General features: G+C 46.6%; 13 protein-coding genes. 12 read left to right on the top strand and 1 reads right to left on the bottom strand.

Features of this window, described 5'->3' with window-relative positions; all coding sequences use genetic code 11:
* Window positions 1–85: 85 nt before the first annotated feature.
* From dxs to ACSFXN_RS07805, 7 genes are all read left to right on the top strand, one after another.
* The gene (gene dxs / locus ACSFXN_RS07835; protein ID WP_437149599.1) at window positions 86–1,987 is read left to right on the top strand and encodes a 1-deoxy-D-xylulose-5-phosphate synthase; all 1,902 of its coding nucleotides are present in this window, start codon (window positions 86–88) and stop codon (window positions 1,985–1,987) included.
* On the top strand, window positions 1,987–2,808 hold the full coding sequence (locus ACSFXN_RS07830; protein ID WP_437149910.1) for a TlyA family RNA methyltransferase: 822 nt from the start codon (window positions 1,987–1,989) through the stop codon (window positions 2,806–2,808). The genes dxs and ACSFXN_RS07830 overlap by 1 nt, the downstream gene beginning before the upstream one ends.
* Window positions 2,809–3,015: 207 nt before the next feature.
* A complete protein-coding gene (gene ahrC / locus ACSFXN_RS07825) occupies window positions 3,016–3,465 on the top strand; it encodes a transcriptional regulator AhrC/ArgR (RefSeq protein WP_036809248.1) in 450 nt (149 codons plus the stop codon).
* 16 nt (window positions 3,466–3,481) lie between these two features.
* A complete protein-coding gene (gene recN, locus ACSFXN_RS07820; RefSeq protein WP_437149598.1) occupies window positions 3,482–5,179 on the top strand; it encodes a DNA repair protein RecN in 1,698 nt (565 codons plus the stop codon).
* A gap of 35 nt (window positions 5,180–5,214) precedes the next feature.
* Complete coding sequence (spo0A, locus tag ACSFXN_RS07815) at window positions 5,215–5,973, top strand: sporulation transcription factor Spo0A (RefSeq protein WP_437149597.1); 759 nt, start codon at window positions 5,215–5,217, stop codon at window positions 5,971–5,973.
* A gap of 140 nt (window positions 5,974–6,113) precedes the next feature.
* Window positions 6,114–6,581 carry a cupredoxin domain-containing protein gene (locus ACSFXN_RS07810; RefSeq protein ID WP_437149596.1) on the top strand — a complete coding sequence of 156 codons (468 nt, stop codon included), beginning with the start codon at window positions 6,114–6,116 and terminating at the stop codon, window positions 6,579–6,581.
* A gap of 111 nt (window positions 6,582–6,692) precedes the next feature.
* Entirely contained in the window at window positions 6,693–7,427 is a 735-nt protein-coding gene (locus ACSFXN_RS07805; RefSeq protein WP_437149595.1) for a glycerophosphodiester phosphodiesterase, read from the top strand.
* A gap of 33 nt (window positions 7,428–7,460) precedes the next feature.
* Here the strand turns inward: ACSFXN_RS07805 and ACSFXN_RS07800 are convergent, their stop codons facing one another.
* The gene (locus tag ACSFXN_RS07800) at window positions 7,461–7,694 is read right to left on the bottom strand and encodes a DUF2627 domain-containing protein (RefSeq protein WP_300992743.1); all 234 of its coding nucleotides are present in this window, start codon (window positions 7,692–7,694) and stop codon (window positions 7,461–7,463) included.
* A 124-nt stretch (window positions 7,695–7,818) separates the two neighbouring features.
* On the opposite strand from ACSFXN_RS07800, the gene ACSFXN_RS07795 reads away from it, so the two are divergent.
* The 5 genes from ACSFXN_RS07795 (at window position 7,819) to lpdA (ending at window position 15,115) form a co-directional block, all read left to right on the top strand.
* Window positions 7,819–9,864 carry a sigma 54-interacting transcriptional regulator gene (locus tag ACSFXN_RS07795; RefSeq protein WP_437149594.1) on the top strand — a complete coding sequence of 682 codons (2,046 nt, stop codon included), beginning with the start codon at window positions 7,819–7,821 and terminating at the stop codon, window positions 9,862–9,864.
* Between the two features lie 132 nt (window positions 9,865–9,996).
* Window positions 9,997–10,905 carry a phosphate butyryltransferase gene (yqiS, locus tag ACSFXN_RS07790; protein WP_437149593.1) on the top strand — a complete coding sequence of 303 codons (909 nt, stop codon included), beginning with the start codon at window positions 9,997–9,999 and terminating at the stop codon, window positions 10,903–10,905.
* Between the two features lie 19 nt (window positions 10,906–10,924).
* Window positions 10,925–12,028: a Leu/Phe/Val dehydrogenase gene (locus ACSFXN_RS07785; RefSeq protein ID WP_300992748.1), complete on the top strand. Its 1,104-nt coding sequence runs from the start codon at window positions 10,925–10,927 to the stop codon at window positions 12,026–12,028.
* Between the two features lie 548 nt (window positions 12,029–12,576).
* Complete coding sequence (gene buk, locus ACSFXN_RS07780) at window positions 12,577–13,665, top strand: butyrate kinase (RefSeq protein ID WP_437149592.1); 1,089 nt, start codon at window positions 12,577–12,579, stop codon at window positions 13,663–13,665.
* Between the two features lie 22 nt (window positions 13,666–13,687).
* Entirely contained in the window at window positions 13,688–15,115 is a 1,428-nt protein-coding gene (lpdA, locus tag ACSFXN_RS07775) for a dihydrolipoyl dehydrogenase (RefSeq protein WP_437149591.1), read from the top strand.

Below are 15,115 nucleotides of genomic sequence, written 5' to 3'. Positions count from 1 at the left end.
TCTCTCGAATTTGTACATTGGAGAGAGATTGCTATAATGGAAACAGGCTATTTTATGGAAAAATTTAAAAAAGGTGTGTGATGGAATGGATCTGCATACGATTACTAGTCCATCTTTCTTAAAAGAGCTGGACAATAAACAGCTCGTTCGATTAAGTGAAGATATCCGGCAATTTTTAATAGAAAACCTCTCTCGGACAGGCGGCCATATTGGACCGAACCTTGGTGTTGTTGAATTGACACTTGCTTTGCACAAGGTCTTTGACAGTCCTGCCGATAAATTCATCTGGGATGTGGGACACCAGTCTTATGTGCATAAAATTTTGACGGGCCGTGCCAGCCAGTTTGATACGCTGCGCCAGTTCAAAGGTTTATGCGGTTTCCCGAAACGCAATGAAAGCGACCACGATGTTTGGGAAACCGGGCATAGTTCAACTTCATTGTCCGCGGCAATGGGGATGGCAGCTGCACGCGACATCAAAAAAGCAGACAACCACGTAATTCCGATTATCGGTGACGGCGCGCTGACGGGCGGAATGGCTTTTGAAGCCCTTAACCACATCGGCCATGAAAAAACCAATATGATCGTCATTCTAAATGATAACGAAATGTCGATTGCTCCAAACGTCGGGGCCATGCATAGCATGCTTGGCAGAATGCGTACAGCCGGCAAATACAATAAAGTGAAAGACGATCTGGAGTATTTGCTGAAGAAAATTCCGGCAGTCGGTGGGCGCTTAGCCTCCACCGCCGAACGCTTGAAAGACAGCCTCAAATACTTGGTGGTTTCCGGCATGTTCTTTGAAGAACTCGGATTCACTTATCTCGGCCCGATCGACGGACATGATTTAGAGGAATTGGAAGACAATCTTCGTTATGCCAAAAAAACCGAAGGTCCGGTCTTGCTGCATGTCATCACGAAAAAAGGAAAAGGCTTTTTGCCTGCTGAAAACGACACAGTCGGCACTTGGCACGGAACCGGCCCTTATAAAATGGAGACAGGCGATTTGGTTAAATCGTCTAACACCGCACCTTCCTGGAGCGGATTGGTCGCTGAGACCGTACGGAAACTTGCGCGGACCGATGAACGCATCGTCGCAATCACGCCGGCAATGCCGGTTGGTTCAAAATTGGTCGGGTTCGCTTCAGAATTCCCAGACCGATTCTACGATGTCGGGATTGCGGAGCAGCATGCCGCTACGATGGCAGCCGGGCTTGCCACTCAGGACATGAAACCATTTTTAGCGATTTACTCGACTTTCCTTCAGCGGGCCTATGACCAAGTGGTCCATGATATTTGCCGCCAGAATCTGAATGTCTTTATCGGCATTGACCGGGCAGGCCTTGTCGGAGCGGATGGCGAAACCCATCAAGGTGTGTTTGATATCGCGTTTCTCCGGAATTTGCCGAATATGGTCATTATGATGCCTAAAGATGAAAACGAAGGCCAGCATATGGTCAAGACGGCGATTGATTACAACGGCGGTCCGATTGCACTTCGCTACCCGCGAGGAAACGGGTTAGGCGTACCGATGGATGAAGAACTGAAAGCTTTGCCGATCGGCTCGTGGGAAGTGCTCCAAAAAGGAACGGATGCGGTGATTTTGACATTCGGAACGACCATTCCGATGGCCCTTCATGCTGCGGAACAGCTGCTTGAAGAAGGGATCCATGCCGAAGTGGTCAATGCCCGATTCATTAAACCGATGGATGTTAATATGCTTCATCAAATCTTTGAACGCAATATTCCAATTGTCACCATTGAAGAAGCGGTTCTGCAAGGCGGTTTCGGCAGCAGTGTATTGGAATTTGCTGAAGAAAACCAATACCGCGGCGCTGTGATCGACCGGTTAGGAATCCCGGATCAGTTTATCGAGCATGGCGACGTTGCCGAACTTATGGATGAAATCCATTTGAATAGCGATGAAGTGGTGCGTGTGGTGAAAAAGCGTGTGAAACCGGCTACTAAAGCGGAAACGACTGTATGATGAACAAACCGAAAAAAGAACGGGTAGATATCCTGTTAGTAGAGCGCGGAATTTGTGAAACACGCGAAAAAGCAAAACGGGCTATTATGGCAGGCATCATCTACTCCAATGAAGTGCGCATGGATCGGCCAGGCGAAAAGATCCTAGAAGATGCTCCGCTTCAAATGAAAGGCAACGACTTGAAGTATGTAAGCCGCGGTGGATTGAAGCTGGAAAAAGCATTGGCGGAATTTGACTTGTCAGTCGAAGGCAAGCTAATGCTCGATATCGGTTCTTCAACCGGAGGATTTACGGATTGTGCACTTCAAAACGGCGCAAAACATTGTTATGCACTTGACGTTGGGTACAATCAGCTGGCTTGGAAAATCCGGCAAGATGAGCGCGTCACCGTTATGGAACGCACAAACTTCCGGCATTCCAAACCGGAAGATTTTACAGAAGGACTGCCTGAATTTGCCACGATTGACGTCAGTTTTATTTCGCTTCGCATCATCCTGCCGGTCTTAAAACAGATTTTAATGCCTGGCGGCGATGTGATTGCTTTAGTAAAACCGCAGTTTGAAGCAGGGCGGGAGTCCGTAGGGAAAAAAGGCATCGTCAGAGACCCGAAAATCCATCGGGAAGTGCTTGCCAAAGTCGGAGGCTTCGCTGTTGATGCCGGCTTCCATTTGAAAAATATGTCTTTTTCCCCCATTACCGGAGGAGAAGGCAATATCGAGTTTTTATTTCATTTGCAATCTGCCCATGAAAGCGAAGAAATCATGCCTCTTTCGGCAGAGCAGATAGCAGAAACAGTGAAAACGGCACATGAAAAATTATAAACACATTCCACAAGGAATGTGTTTTCTTTTTCGGCCTTGACCGGCGCGTTTAGGACATTAGCCTGCTTCAAGGTTTCCAATAGCTGCAAGGTTTACGTTGCTTGCAGGACTGGATGGGTGTGCCCGCTTTCATCGCTTGTTTTTAGTCCTATTTAAAGGTACGATATTAAATATATAGAATAATTATTCATTCTAGGAGGACTAAAAGTGAACAAAGGTCAACGCCATATAAAAATTCGTGATTTGATTTCCAACCGGGAAATTGAAACACAAGATGAACTCGTGGATTTATTGAAATCTGCCGGCTACGAAGTTACACAAGCTACTGTGTCGCGTGATATAAAAGAATTGCATTTGGTGAAAGTGCCTTTGCAGGATGGACGTTATAAATACAGTTTACCGGCTGATCAGCGCTTCAATCCGATGCAAAAGCTGCACCGGGCCTTGACCGATGCATTCGTCAGCATTGACGGAGCCAGCCACTTTTTAATTATGAAGACATTGCCGGGAAATGCCCACGCCATCGGTTCTTTGATCGACCATTTGGACTGGGAAGAAATCCTTGGAACGATTTGCGGGGACGATACCTGCTTAATCATTTGCCGTGACACAGAACAGCGGGAAGTATTGAAACAACGATTGATCGAAATGCTATAAAAAGAGGTGGATGGGTATGCTTCGGGAATTGGATATACGCAATTTTGCCATTATTGATGCACTCTCAGTCAGTTTTACAGAAGGATTGACCGTGTTGACCGGGGAAACGGGTGCCGGGAAATCCATTATCATAGATGCGGTGCATTTATTGGCCGGAGGACGTGGGAGCCAAGAATTTATACGCCACGGCGCTAAAAGAGCGGAAATTGAAGGGCTTTTCTCCTTGGAAACTATGCAGCATCCGGTGTTTCGAAAACTAGAGGAATTCGGTATTGACGCCAGTGACGGTGATATTTTGCTGCGCCGGGAACTGAACGACAAGGGGAAAAATGTCTGCCGCATCAATGGGAAACTGGTGACGATTTCGATCCTGCGCGAAGTCGGCGCTGCTTTGATCGATATTCACGGCCAACACGAAACACAGGAATTGATGGATGAAAAACAGCATGTGTATTTGCTGGACCAATTTGCTGGAAAGTCGATTGCCAAAGCGAAAGAAAGCTATCTTCATACCTATGATAAGTACATGAAACTGAAGCGTGAATTTGCCTCATATAATGAAAACGAGCAGCAGATTGCCCAGCGGATTGACCTTTTGACGTTTCAGCTGCGGGAAATTGAAGCTGCTGATCTGGTGGCGGGAGAAGAAGAAGAGCTGCTGCAAGAACGCAAAAAACTTCAGAATTTTAATAAAATCTATGAGTCGGTGTCCGCCGCGCATGAAGCGATTCAAGGAGAGTCGAAAGGCCTCGACTGGCTGGGTTCTGCGATGTCAGAATTAGAGCATGCGGCTTCGGTGGATGAGGAATTCAGCAGCCACTCCGAAATACTTTCCGGGGCTTTTTATCAGATTCAGGATGTTTCTGGCGAAATCAAGCGTATAATAGATGATATGGAATTCGATCCGGCAAGGCTGAACGAAATCGAGCAGCGTCTGGCGCTTCTTCAATCGTTAAAAAGAAAATACGGGGCTTCTGTCGAAGACATTTTGCTTTATCATGAAACGCAAGTGGACGAGCTCGACCGCTTGATTAATCGGGATCAGCGTTTGCAGCTTGACCAAGCGAAACTCAAGGAACTTACGGAAGACCTTCGCGTGGAAGCGGAAGAATTGACGCTGTTAAGAAAGAAAGCCGCGAAGGATTTAGGCGAAGCCATTATGGAACAGTTGCAGGCGCTGCATATGGGGAAAGCGTCTTTCGAAGTGAATTTCAGTGCATTGCCAAATGGGCGCTTCGACCGGAATGGCCGCGATGCAATTGCTTTTTATATTTCAACCAACCTTGGAGAACCGCTGAAACCACTGACAAAAGTGGCATCAGGCGGAGAGCTTTCCAGAATGATGCTGGCGTTAAAAACGATTTTTTCAAAACACCAAGGCATTACTTCCATTATATTCGACGAAGTGGATACGGGCGTCAGCGGCCGGGTGGCCCAGGCGATTGCGGAAAAAATCGCCGCTATTTCCGTCCATTCGCAAGTGCTGTGCATTTCCCATTTGCCGCAAGTTGCGGCCATGGCAGACCAGCATTTATTCATCGAAAAGAATGTGGAAAATCAGCGCACCATAACGACCGTCCATGAACTGGATGGCACTGAACGTACAGAAGAAATGAGCAGAATGCTGTCTGGAGCAGAAATTACAGAATTGACATTGCAACATGCCGAAGAATTGCTGACGCTGGCACGCGACAGAAAACTGACGATGAGGTAAATTTGCAACAAGCGGTCAACAGGGGGAGAAAGTTGATGGATAAGATAAAAATTGCAATCGCAGACGATAATCGCGAATTGGTCAGGCTCATGAGTGATTATTTAAGCGGCCAATCGAATATGGAAATTGTCGCTGTCGCTTATAATGGCAAAACATGTATCGAGATGCTGAAACAACATCAAGTGGATGTACTCGTCCTCGATATCATCATGCCTTATTTAGATGGCATTGCCGTTTTGGATGCCATTAAAGAAGATGAGAATTTACGCGGAATAGACGTCATTATGCTTTCCGCTTTCGGACAGGAATCAATTATGAGCCAGGCGGCCCAGTACGGCGCTTCGTATTTCATTATGAAACCTTTTGAAACCGCGCGGCTGGCTGTCCAGATCAATCATATAATGCAAAACCGAAAAGACGGCAAGAAACCGAAAAACGAAGAAGCTGCACTCGATGAACTAATTACCAGTCTTATTAAAGAAATAGGGGTTCCACCGCATATCAAAGGCTATACTTATTTAAAAGAAGCCGTTTCGTTGGTGCTGAAAAATCCGGATATATTAAACAAAGTCACGAAAGAGCTGTATCCTGGCATCGCCAAAAATCTCGATTCCACGCCGGCTCGAGTCGAGCGTTCGATTCGCCATGCCATTGAAGTGGTCTGGAACCGCAATGAAATCCAGCACATTTCCAAACTTTTCGGCTACAGCGAAGAGCATTTGGCATCGAAACCGACCAATTCTCAGTTTATCGCGATGGTTGCCGATAGCATTCGAATCGAATCTAAATTATAATAAACAGTAAAGAATCCTTGCCATGCAACTGACAAACAGCTGCTATCACCCATTCACCAGTTGCATGCAGCCCGGCATTTTAATGTAAATTACCCTGTTGTTTCTTCGTATTGATAAAAACAAGAAGGGATGAGATTTACATGTACAAAAGATGGAGCGCACTTGTTGTGGGAGGCATATTGTTTTTGGGAGCATGTGGACAAGAAGAAGCACAGCCTGCAGAAGAAACAACCGATGTAGCGGATCATGAAATGGACAAAGGTGATCATGATGCAGACGGAAAAGCGGCAGAAGATGAACCGGAATCTTCTTCCGTTGATCCAGCTGAACCACCGGAAGCGGCAAGCGGAGAAGCTTCTCCACTATTGGCTAAAGGCGAAACGACCAGTTTTGTCTTTAATGAAGTCGGGGAGTTCCCGATTCATTGTGAACCGCATCCGAATATGACCATGAAAGTGGTAGTGGAAGAAGGCGCATCGATTAGCGGAGAAGCAGCAGTGGAAATGGCGGATTTTGCTTTTGGCGAAGCTGAGCTAACCGTGGCTCCTGGGACTGTCGTAACTTGGACAAACGAGGATACGGTCGAGCATAATGTGTTTTTTGACTAATCAATTGAATAGAGGGCCGGGTGTATTGCTGCCTGGCTTTTTTTATTTTATAAAAAATTTGGGTTTCACTGAATTATGACAACTGAACTGCATCTTTATAAAGGAAAGAAGATGAGAAAATTGCAGGAAGTGACAGTATACGCTCACCGGGGAGCTTCTAAGTATGCCCTTGAAAATACGTGGAATGCTTTTTACAAAGCCTGCGAATTTAATGTGGGCATTGAATTGGATGTGCAAATCACCAAAGATGGTGTCGTGGTGGTTTTTCATGATGACAATTTAAAGCGGCTCGGTGGCAAAAAGTATAAAATCGAAAACATTTTATATGAAGAACTGAAAGAGTTGAAGATCGGGAAACGATGGTCGCGGCGTTTTTCAGATGCTCAAATCCCGCTGGCTTACGAAGTATTTCAATGGGCAAAAGAAAAACAGGTGCCTTTGAATATTGAAATGAAAAATTCATTCAGCGCACATCCGGAAGGACCCAAAATTTTAGCTTCCATGCTGGAAGGGTTAGAAAATTTCCATGTATCTTCTTTTAATCCCCATTTGCTGAAAGAAATGAAGCAGCTTATGCCGACCAGGGAAATGGCGTTGATTATCAAAAAAAGCATTCCGCTGGAAGCCATCCGGAAAATGAAATGGATTGACAGCATCCATCTTCATCGGCGATTGTATTCCTTGTCATTTCTTGAAGCGCTTCAAGAGATGAAAAAAAATATCCGGATTTATAACATTATCGGTTCGGAAGCCGCTATGAAAAAAATAGCCCCTGAATTAAAAGGAATCATCACCGATTATCCAGAGCGGATCACAAAAAAATTGCGTCTACCTTCTGACAGGTAGACGCAATTTTTTATGCCGCGATTAAACTTCTCTTTATTTTTGGAATCGCTTTGAAACCGTTCCTTTTTTGCGGTCCCGGTTCAACAGGAATCCAGCGAAAAATCCGATGCCTAACACCACGAAAATGGTCCCTAAAGTGAATTGAATCCATAAAGCCGGATAAGGCTCCAATAATTTATTGAATAAGGTATCGCGCATCAATTTAATGCCGTACGCAGCCATGATACCAGGGATCAGCAAAATGATAAATGCGATTAAACGTCCCATGCTTCCACTCCTTCATCTCTATTGTTTCTAATTCATTTATAGTTGTCAAGAATCTTATCCTCAGGTACGCTAGTGAAGACAACTGCAAAAATTTGCACATAATTTTCGAAAGGTATGAAGCGAATTGCAAAATGTACTGATTATAGGCGGCGGAGCCGGCGGTTCCGTTATTCTGCAAATGCTGATGGAATCCGAATACTTGAACGTCTATGGGGTTGCGGATATTAATTTGGAGGCTCCGGCGGTTCAGAAAGCAAAAAAGTTTGGCATCCCGGTTTCTCCGGACTTCAAAGAATTTAATAAAGACAAAGTGGATATGGTGGTCAATGTGTCAGGCAGCGAAAGAGTGCAGCAGGAGCTCCCGATTCATTTTCCGAAAAAAACCGTCATTATCCCAGGCAGCATCGCTAATGTCCTGGTCAGATTAATGACGGAGAAACAACATTTCATTTCTTTGTTGAGGGAAGAAAGCCATAAGCAGAACATCATTTTTAATTCGGTGGAAGAAGGCATGGTTGGCATCAACCAGAAAGGGCATATCAACTTCATCAATAAAAGCGCCGCCCGGATGCTGGAAGTTGAAGCGGAGACGACCATCGGCAGGCCGATCCATGAATATATCACTGCCAGTGAATTGCCGCGCATTTATGAAACCGGCAGAACGGAATTGAATCAGGAATTGATTTTGCCGAATGGCTCGAAAATAGTTACGTCCCGTTTTCCGATGGTTGATGAGCACGGTGAAACGATCGGCGCATTTGCCGTTTTTAAAGACATCACGGAAGTGGTATCGCTTGCCGAGCAAATCACCGATTTGAAAGAAGTGCAGACCATGCTACAGGCGATTATCCAATCGAGCGACGATGCCATTTCGGTGGTTGATGAAAAGGGCAACGGGCTTTTGGTGAATCCCGCTTACACACGGATTACCGGCCTTCAAATGGAAGACGTCATTGGCATGCCGGCTTCAGCGGATATTTCCGAAGGGGAAAGCATGCACTTGAAGGCTCTTCAAACGCGCAAGCCCTACCGGGGCGTAAACTTGAAAGTAGGGCCGGCAAGCCGTGAAGTCATCGTCAATGTTGCGCCGATCATTGTCGACAATAAATTAAAAGGCAGTGTCGGAGTCATCCATGACACCACGGAAATCCGTTCATTGATGAAAGAATTGGACCGTGCCCGGAGCATTATCCGGACCTTGGAATCGAAATATACTTTTGATGACATTATCGGCTTGAGCTCGGAAATGCAGCTCAGCCTGCAACAGGCGAAACTGGCCGCTCAGACGCTCGTGACGGTTTTGCTGCGCGGGGAATCAGGGACAGGGAAAGAACTTTTTGCCCATGCCATCCATAGCGCCAGCGTTCGGAAATACAATAAATTCGTGCGGGTGAACTGTGCCGCGCTGACTGAGGAATTGCTCGACAGCGAGCTGTTCGGCTACGAAGAAGGGGCATTGCCAGGCATCAAAAGCGGTGAAAAAAGGGGTTTGTTTGAAGAAGCGAACAACGGAAGCATTTTCCTGGATGAAATCGGCGAGCTGTCTCCGATGATCCAAAGCAAACTGCTGCGTGTCCTTCAAGAACATGAAACCCTGCGGATCGGCGGATCGACTCCGATACCCATCAATGTGCGTGTTATTGCTTCCACCAATGCCAATATGGAAAAAGCATTGCTTGAAGGGAGCTTCCGGGAAGATTTGTATTACCGGCTGAACCGGATGCCGATTCTTATCCCGCCGCTACGCAAGCGAAAGCAGGACATTCCAAGAATCGTCGACCGCTTATTATTGAAATTGAATCAGGAATACGGCCGGAATATAGAAACGGTGACCGACAAAGCCTTGCAATTATTGCGGGTCTACGATTGGCCCGGCAATGTCCGGGAACTTGAAAATGTCTTGAGCCGGGCAATGATTTTCATGCAAATGAATGATAAAGTCCTGACCGAAGAACATATTCCGTTAAATATGATCAAAGCGGCAGAAGCCAAGCAGGAAGTCACTTTTGAGTCATCAGTGCCGCTGCAGGAGCAGCTGGATACAATTGAGCGCAAGATTCTTCACCATGCACTGACACAATTTAAAGGCAATAAATCCAAAACCGCAAAACAACTAGAAATTTCACTCCGGACGCTTTATTACAAATTAGAAAAGTATGGCCTTTCATAGGGTTTTGCAAATTCTTGCAGGGTTTTGCAAGAATTTGCAAAGTATTTCGGCCGGAAACATCAATAAAGCGCTTACAAGCCTTATATATTGCGGGTTTATCTGTTTTAATTAAAAGGGAATGGGGTGACAATAATGGCCACTTTAGCTGAACTAATGGATGAAATTTCTATTGAAGCAGACAATGCCGTTGCTGTAGCTGCCGCAGCCGATTTAGAAGTGCTTGAAGCCGTCAGTTTGGCAATCGAGCGGAATTTGGCCAGTTTCAGGCTATATGACGATGAAGCGAAGCTGAAACAAATGATCAGCACAAGCTTTCCGAATCTCATTAATCATCCGAAATTATTAATCTTTCATGTCAAAGGGGCTGCCCAGGCAGCCAAAGAAGCGGTCAAATCGGTTTATATGAACGACTCCAGTGTTTTGATGAAAGGCCATATACCGACAGCCGTACTATTAAAAGCGGTGTTAAATCCAGATTTTGGCTTGCGGACCGGCAATGTATTATCCCACGTGGCAGCTTTTGAAATTGAAGGCTTTGACCGCCTGATTTTCATTACGGATGCCGGGATGAACATCGATCCTGATTTGCAGCAAAAAGCACAAATTATACAAAATGCCGTTCAAATCGCCCGCTCTACTGGCGTCCAATTGCCCATTGTGGCACCACTGGCCGCAGTTGAAGTCATAAATCCAGCAATGCAAGCGACGCTGGACGCCGCTGCTTTAACGGCGATGAACAAGCGCGGCCAAATTACCGATTGCATCATCGATGGGCCGCTTGCGCTCGACAATGCCATTTCCCCGACTGCTGCAAAGCATAAAGGCATTACGGGCGAAACCGCAGGCAAGGCGGATATTTTGCTGGTGCCCAATATCGAAGCTGGCAACATCCTGTACAAATCATTAGTGTATTTTTCAAAAGCGAAAGTGGGAGGCATCATAGCCGGTGCAAAAGCGCCGATTGTATTGACATCCCGTGCAGACAGCGCTGAAAGCAAATTGAATTCACTGGCACTCGCACTTCGCTCGTCCAACATTTAACGGAACATACTAGGAGGAAATGACAATGGGTATTTTTGAAAAAATGGAACAGCACGATTATGAGCAATTGGTATTTTGCCAAGATAAAACTTCAGGGCTTAAAGCAATTATTTGCATTCACGACACAACTCTTGGACCGGCACTTGGCGGTACTCGCATGTGGAATTATGCGACGGAAGAAGAAGCAATCGAAGATGCAATCCGCCTTGGCCGCGGAATGACTTATAAAAACGCAGCAGCTGGGCTTAACCTTGGCGGCGGCAAGACTGTTATTATCGGTGATCCGCTAAAAGACAAAAACGAAGAAATGTTCCGTGCATTCGGCCGCTTTATCCAGGGCTTGAACGGCCGTTATATCACAGCGGAAGATGTAGGGACGACTGTTGCCGATATGGACTTGATCCATGAAGAAACTGACTTTGTCACAGGCATCTCCCCAGCGTTCGGTTCTTCAGGCAACCCTTCTCCTGTAACAGCTTACGGCGTATACATCGGCATGAAAGCCGCTGCACTAGAAGCGTTCGGCGACGATTCACTTGAAGGAAAAACAATTGCTGTCCAAGGCGTAGGAAACGTGGCTTATACATTATGCAAACACCTTCACGAAGAAGGCGCTAAATTGATCGTCTCTGATATTAACCAAGAAGCAGTACAGCGCGCAGTAAATGACTTCGGAGCGACAGCTGTTGAACCGAATGAGATTTATTCACAAGAAGCCGATATTTTTGCTCCATGTGCGATGGGTGCCATCATCAACGATGACACGATTCCACAATTGAAAGTAAAAGCGGTAGCCGGTTCAGCAAACAACCAATTAAAAGAAGAACGCCATGGTGATGAACTTGAAGCTCGCGGCATCGTCTATGCGCCGGATTTTGTCATTAACTCAGGCGGCGTTATCAACGTGGCAGATGAATTGTACGGCTACAATAACGAACGCGCGATGAAACGCGTTGAAACAATCTATGACAGCATTTCGAAAATCTTCGCAATTTCCAAGCGGGACGGCATTCCTAGCTACCAGGCAGCAGACCGCATGGCTGAAGAACGCATTGAACGCGTAAGCAAATCACGCAGCCAGTTCATGCGCAACGAGCACAATATCTTAAGCAGAAGATTCTAAAGAAATATGGAAAGAGCCGGTTAGCTTCGACAGTCAACAGACAAAGAGGCGAAGCGGCGCTTTTTGCCGCTAGTAAGAAAAGCTGGTGCGCCCGTAAAGCCCCGACAAGCGCTGGAGGGGTTTCCGGGAATGGCGTACTTTGCCATTATCGGGAAGTCCGAAGCGACCTCGAGGGGCTGGGCGCAGAAGCTGGACAATGAGAAAAGCGGAAGCGGCCGTTAAGATTCGACAGACATAAGACGATCCGGCGAAGCGGCATGTTTTCAGCCGCACAGCTGGAGTGGCTTATGACCCGAGAATCTGGTCGCTGCAGCTGGACAATGAGAAAAGCGGAAGCGCCTGTCCAGTCCCGACAGGCTTAAGGCAGATCACCGAAACGGCGTGTTTTTGCCGTACAGGTGCGCTGACTTAAGACCCCGAGGGACTAGGCGCTGCAGCTGGACACTGAAAAGCGCAAGCGCCCGTAAAGCCTCTACAAGCGCAAACGTAAATAAAATAGGCACTATAGAAAACCTTAAATGGACTTTAGAAAGAACGGAGGGATCGCTGTGCAAGAACAGCTGCATCGCATTTTGGTCATCAACCCAGGTTCAACTTCGACTAAAATTGGCGTTTTTGACAACGATATCCTGATTATGGAAAAGACCATCCGCCATTCATCGGAATCGTTAGCCGGATTTTCTTCCATCATCGACCAATACAGCTTCCGCAAACAGACGATTCTGGAGGCGCTGGATGAAGAAGGCATGAATGTTTCAAATCTTTCTGCCGTATGTGGAAGAGGCGGGCTGCTGCGTCCGATTGAAGGCGGTACATATGCTGTGGACCAGGCGATGCTCGAGGATTTAAGAAAAGGGATTTTAGGGCAGCATGCTTCTAATTTAGGCGGCATACTTGCTTACGAAATTGCAGAAGCCTTGAACATTCCGTCGTTTATCGTCGATCCCGTTGTAGTGGATGAACTTGATCCGATCGCCCGAATTTCCGGTTTTTCGCTGATTGAACGCAAATCGATTTTCCATGCATTGAACCAAAAAGCTGTAGCGCGCCGGTATGCCAAAGAATTGGGGCGGACGTATGAAGACATGCGCTTGATTGTGACGCATATGGGTGGCGGTATTACAGTAGGTGTGCATTTGAATGGCCGAGTGGTGGAGGTCAATAATGGCCTGCATGGAGACGGGCCATTCAGTCCTGAACGGGCCGGCACTGTACCAGCCGGAGATTTGGTTGAATTATGTTTTTCGGGGCAATATTATCGCCATGAAATTATGAAGATGCTCGTGGGGCAAGGCGGATTGGTCGGGTATTTAGGAACAAACGATGCGGTTAAAGTGGAAAAGCGGATCCAAAAAGGCGATTTGGAAGCTGAAAGCATTTATGATGCAATGGCTTATCAAGTGGCACGTGAAATTGGTTCGGCCAGTACCGTATTAAAAGGAAAAGTCGATGCCATCATTTTGACTGGCGGCTTAGCTTACGGCAAAGACTTTGTCAAAGCGATCACAGACCGCGTCAACTGGATTGCGGATGTGGCCGTTATGCCAGGGGAAAACGAGCTGCAGGCTTTGGCAGAAGGAGCCGTCCGGGTATTGAATAAAGAAGAGCAAGCGAAGACCTATTCAGCAGGGAAATGATTAAAGGAGGTCGTCTTCATTTATGGCACAAAATTATGATGTAGTCATTATCGGAGGCGGAACGGGCGGCTATGTGGCCGCAATCCGTTCTGCTCAACTCGGTTTAAAAACAGCTATCGTCGAAAAAGGCAAACTCGGAGGCACTTGTCTCCACAAAGGCTGCATTCCAAGCAAAGCATTGCTGCGCAGCGCGGAAGTATACTCAACCACTAAAAATCATGCAGCTGATTTCGGAGTCAATACAGGAGAAGTTTCTTTGGATTTCTCACGTGTGCAGCAGCGGAAACAAAGCATTGTGGATCAATTGCACGCTGGTGTCCAAGGGTTGATGAAAAAAGGCAAGATTGATGTTTATGACGGAATCGGCCGCATTCTTGGCCCTTCCATTTTTTCGCCAAATGCCGGAACGGTATCTGTGGAAATGACCAACGGGGAAGAAAACGAAATGCTGATTCCGCATAACGTCATTATCGCTACAGGTTCACGTCCGCGAACGTTGCCAGGTTTGACAATTGACGGCAATTTGGTCATGAGTTCAGACGAAGCGCTACAAATGGAAGAACTTCCAAAGTCGATTTTAATTGTCGGCGGTGGCGTCATCGGAATTGAATGGGCATCCATGCTCAATGATTTCGGGGTAGATGTGACCGTGATTGAATATGCAGATCGCATCATTCCGACTGAAGACAAAGACGTTTCAAAAGAAATGCAGAAATTGCTGACGAAAAAAGGCATTAAATTCGCCGTAAGCGCAAAAGTTTTGTCGGACACACTCGAAACTGGCGACAATGGCGTGACCATCCAGGCGGAACTCAAAGAAGGCACTGAAACTTTCAGCGCTGAGAAAATGCTGGTTTCGGTTGGGCGCCAGGCTAATATTGAAAACATCGGCTTGGAAAATACGGACATCATTGTCGATAAAGGATTTATTCAAGTGAAAAATTCATTCCAGACGAAAGAATCCCATATTTATGCGATTGGCGATGTGATCGGCGGGCTGCAATTGGCGCACGTCGCTTCCCATGAAGGAATTACAGCCGTTGAGCATATCAAAGGCAATAATCCGCACGCCATAAATTATGACTTGGTGTCGCGCTGCATTTATTCCAGTCCGGAAGCGGCAAGCGTCGGCATCACCGAACAGCAGGCAAAAGACAAAGGCTTCGACGTCAAAGTCGGCAAGTTCTCTTTCAAAGCAATCGGCAAAGCACTTGTTTACGGAGAATCTGACGGCTTTGTGAAAATTGTCGCTGATACAGAAACAAATGATATTCTCGGAGTCCATATGATTGGCCCGCACGTGACTGATATGATTTCAGAAGCGGGGCTTGCCATGGTTTTAGACGCTACTCCGTGGGAAATCGCCGATACGATCCATCCGCACCCGACACTTTCAGAAGTGATGGGCGAAGCGGCGTTGGCGGTTGACGGCAAAGCGATTCATAGTTAA

It is taken from the genome of Planococcus sp. 1R117A, from assembly GCF_051417975.1.
GTDB classification, from domain to species: domain Bacteria; phylum Bacillota; class Bacilli; order Bacillales_A; family Planococcaceae; genus Planococcus; species Planococcus shenhongbingii.
The sequence above is the reverse complement of the archived record's forward strand: the minus strand, read 5'-3'. Positions and strand labels throughout refer to the sequence as shown.

Coding starts and splice junctions, on each gene's coding strand:
- dxs (WP_437149599.1), top strand. CDS start 86: ATGGATCTGCATACGATTACTAGTCCATCTTTCTTAAAAGAGCTGGAC.
- ACSFXN_RS07830 (WP_437149910.1), top strand. CDS start 1,987: ATGAACAAACCGAAAAAAGAACGGGTAGATATCCTGTTAGTAGAGCGC.
- recN (WP_437149598.1), top strand. CDS start 3,482: ATGCTTCGGGAATTGGATATACGCAATTTTGCCATTATTGATGCACTC.
- spo0A (WP_437149597.1), top strand. CDS start 5,215: ATGGATAAGATAAAAATTGCAATCGCAGACGATAATCGCGAATTGGTC.
- ACSFXN_RS07810 (WP_437149596.1), top strand. CDS start 6,114: ATGTACAAAAGATGGAGCGCACTTGTTGTGGGAGGCATATTGTTTTTG.
- ACSFXN_RS07805 (WP_437149595.1), top strand. CDS start 6,693: ATGAGAAAATTGCAGGAAGTGACAGTATACGCTCACCGGGGAGCTTCT.
- ACSFXN_RS07800 (WP_300992743.1), bottom strand. CDS start 7,694: ATGGGACGTTTAATCGCATTTATCATTTTGCTGATCCCTGGTATCATG.
- yqiS (WP_437149593.1), top strand. CDS start 9,997: ATGGCCACTTTAGCTGAACTAATGGATGAAATTTCTATTGAAGCAGAC.
- ACSFXN_RS07785 (WP_300992748.1), top strand. CDS start 10,925: ATGACAATGGGTATTTTTGAAAAAATGGAACAGCACGATTATGAGCAA.
- lpdA (WP_437149591.1), top strand. CDS start 13,688: ATGGCACAAAATTATGATGTAGTCATTATCGGAGGCGGAACGGGCGGC.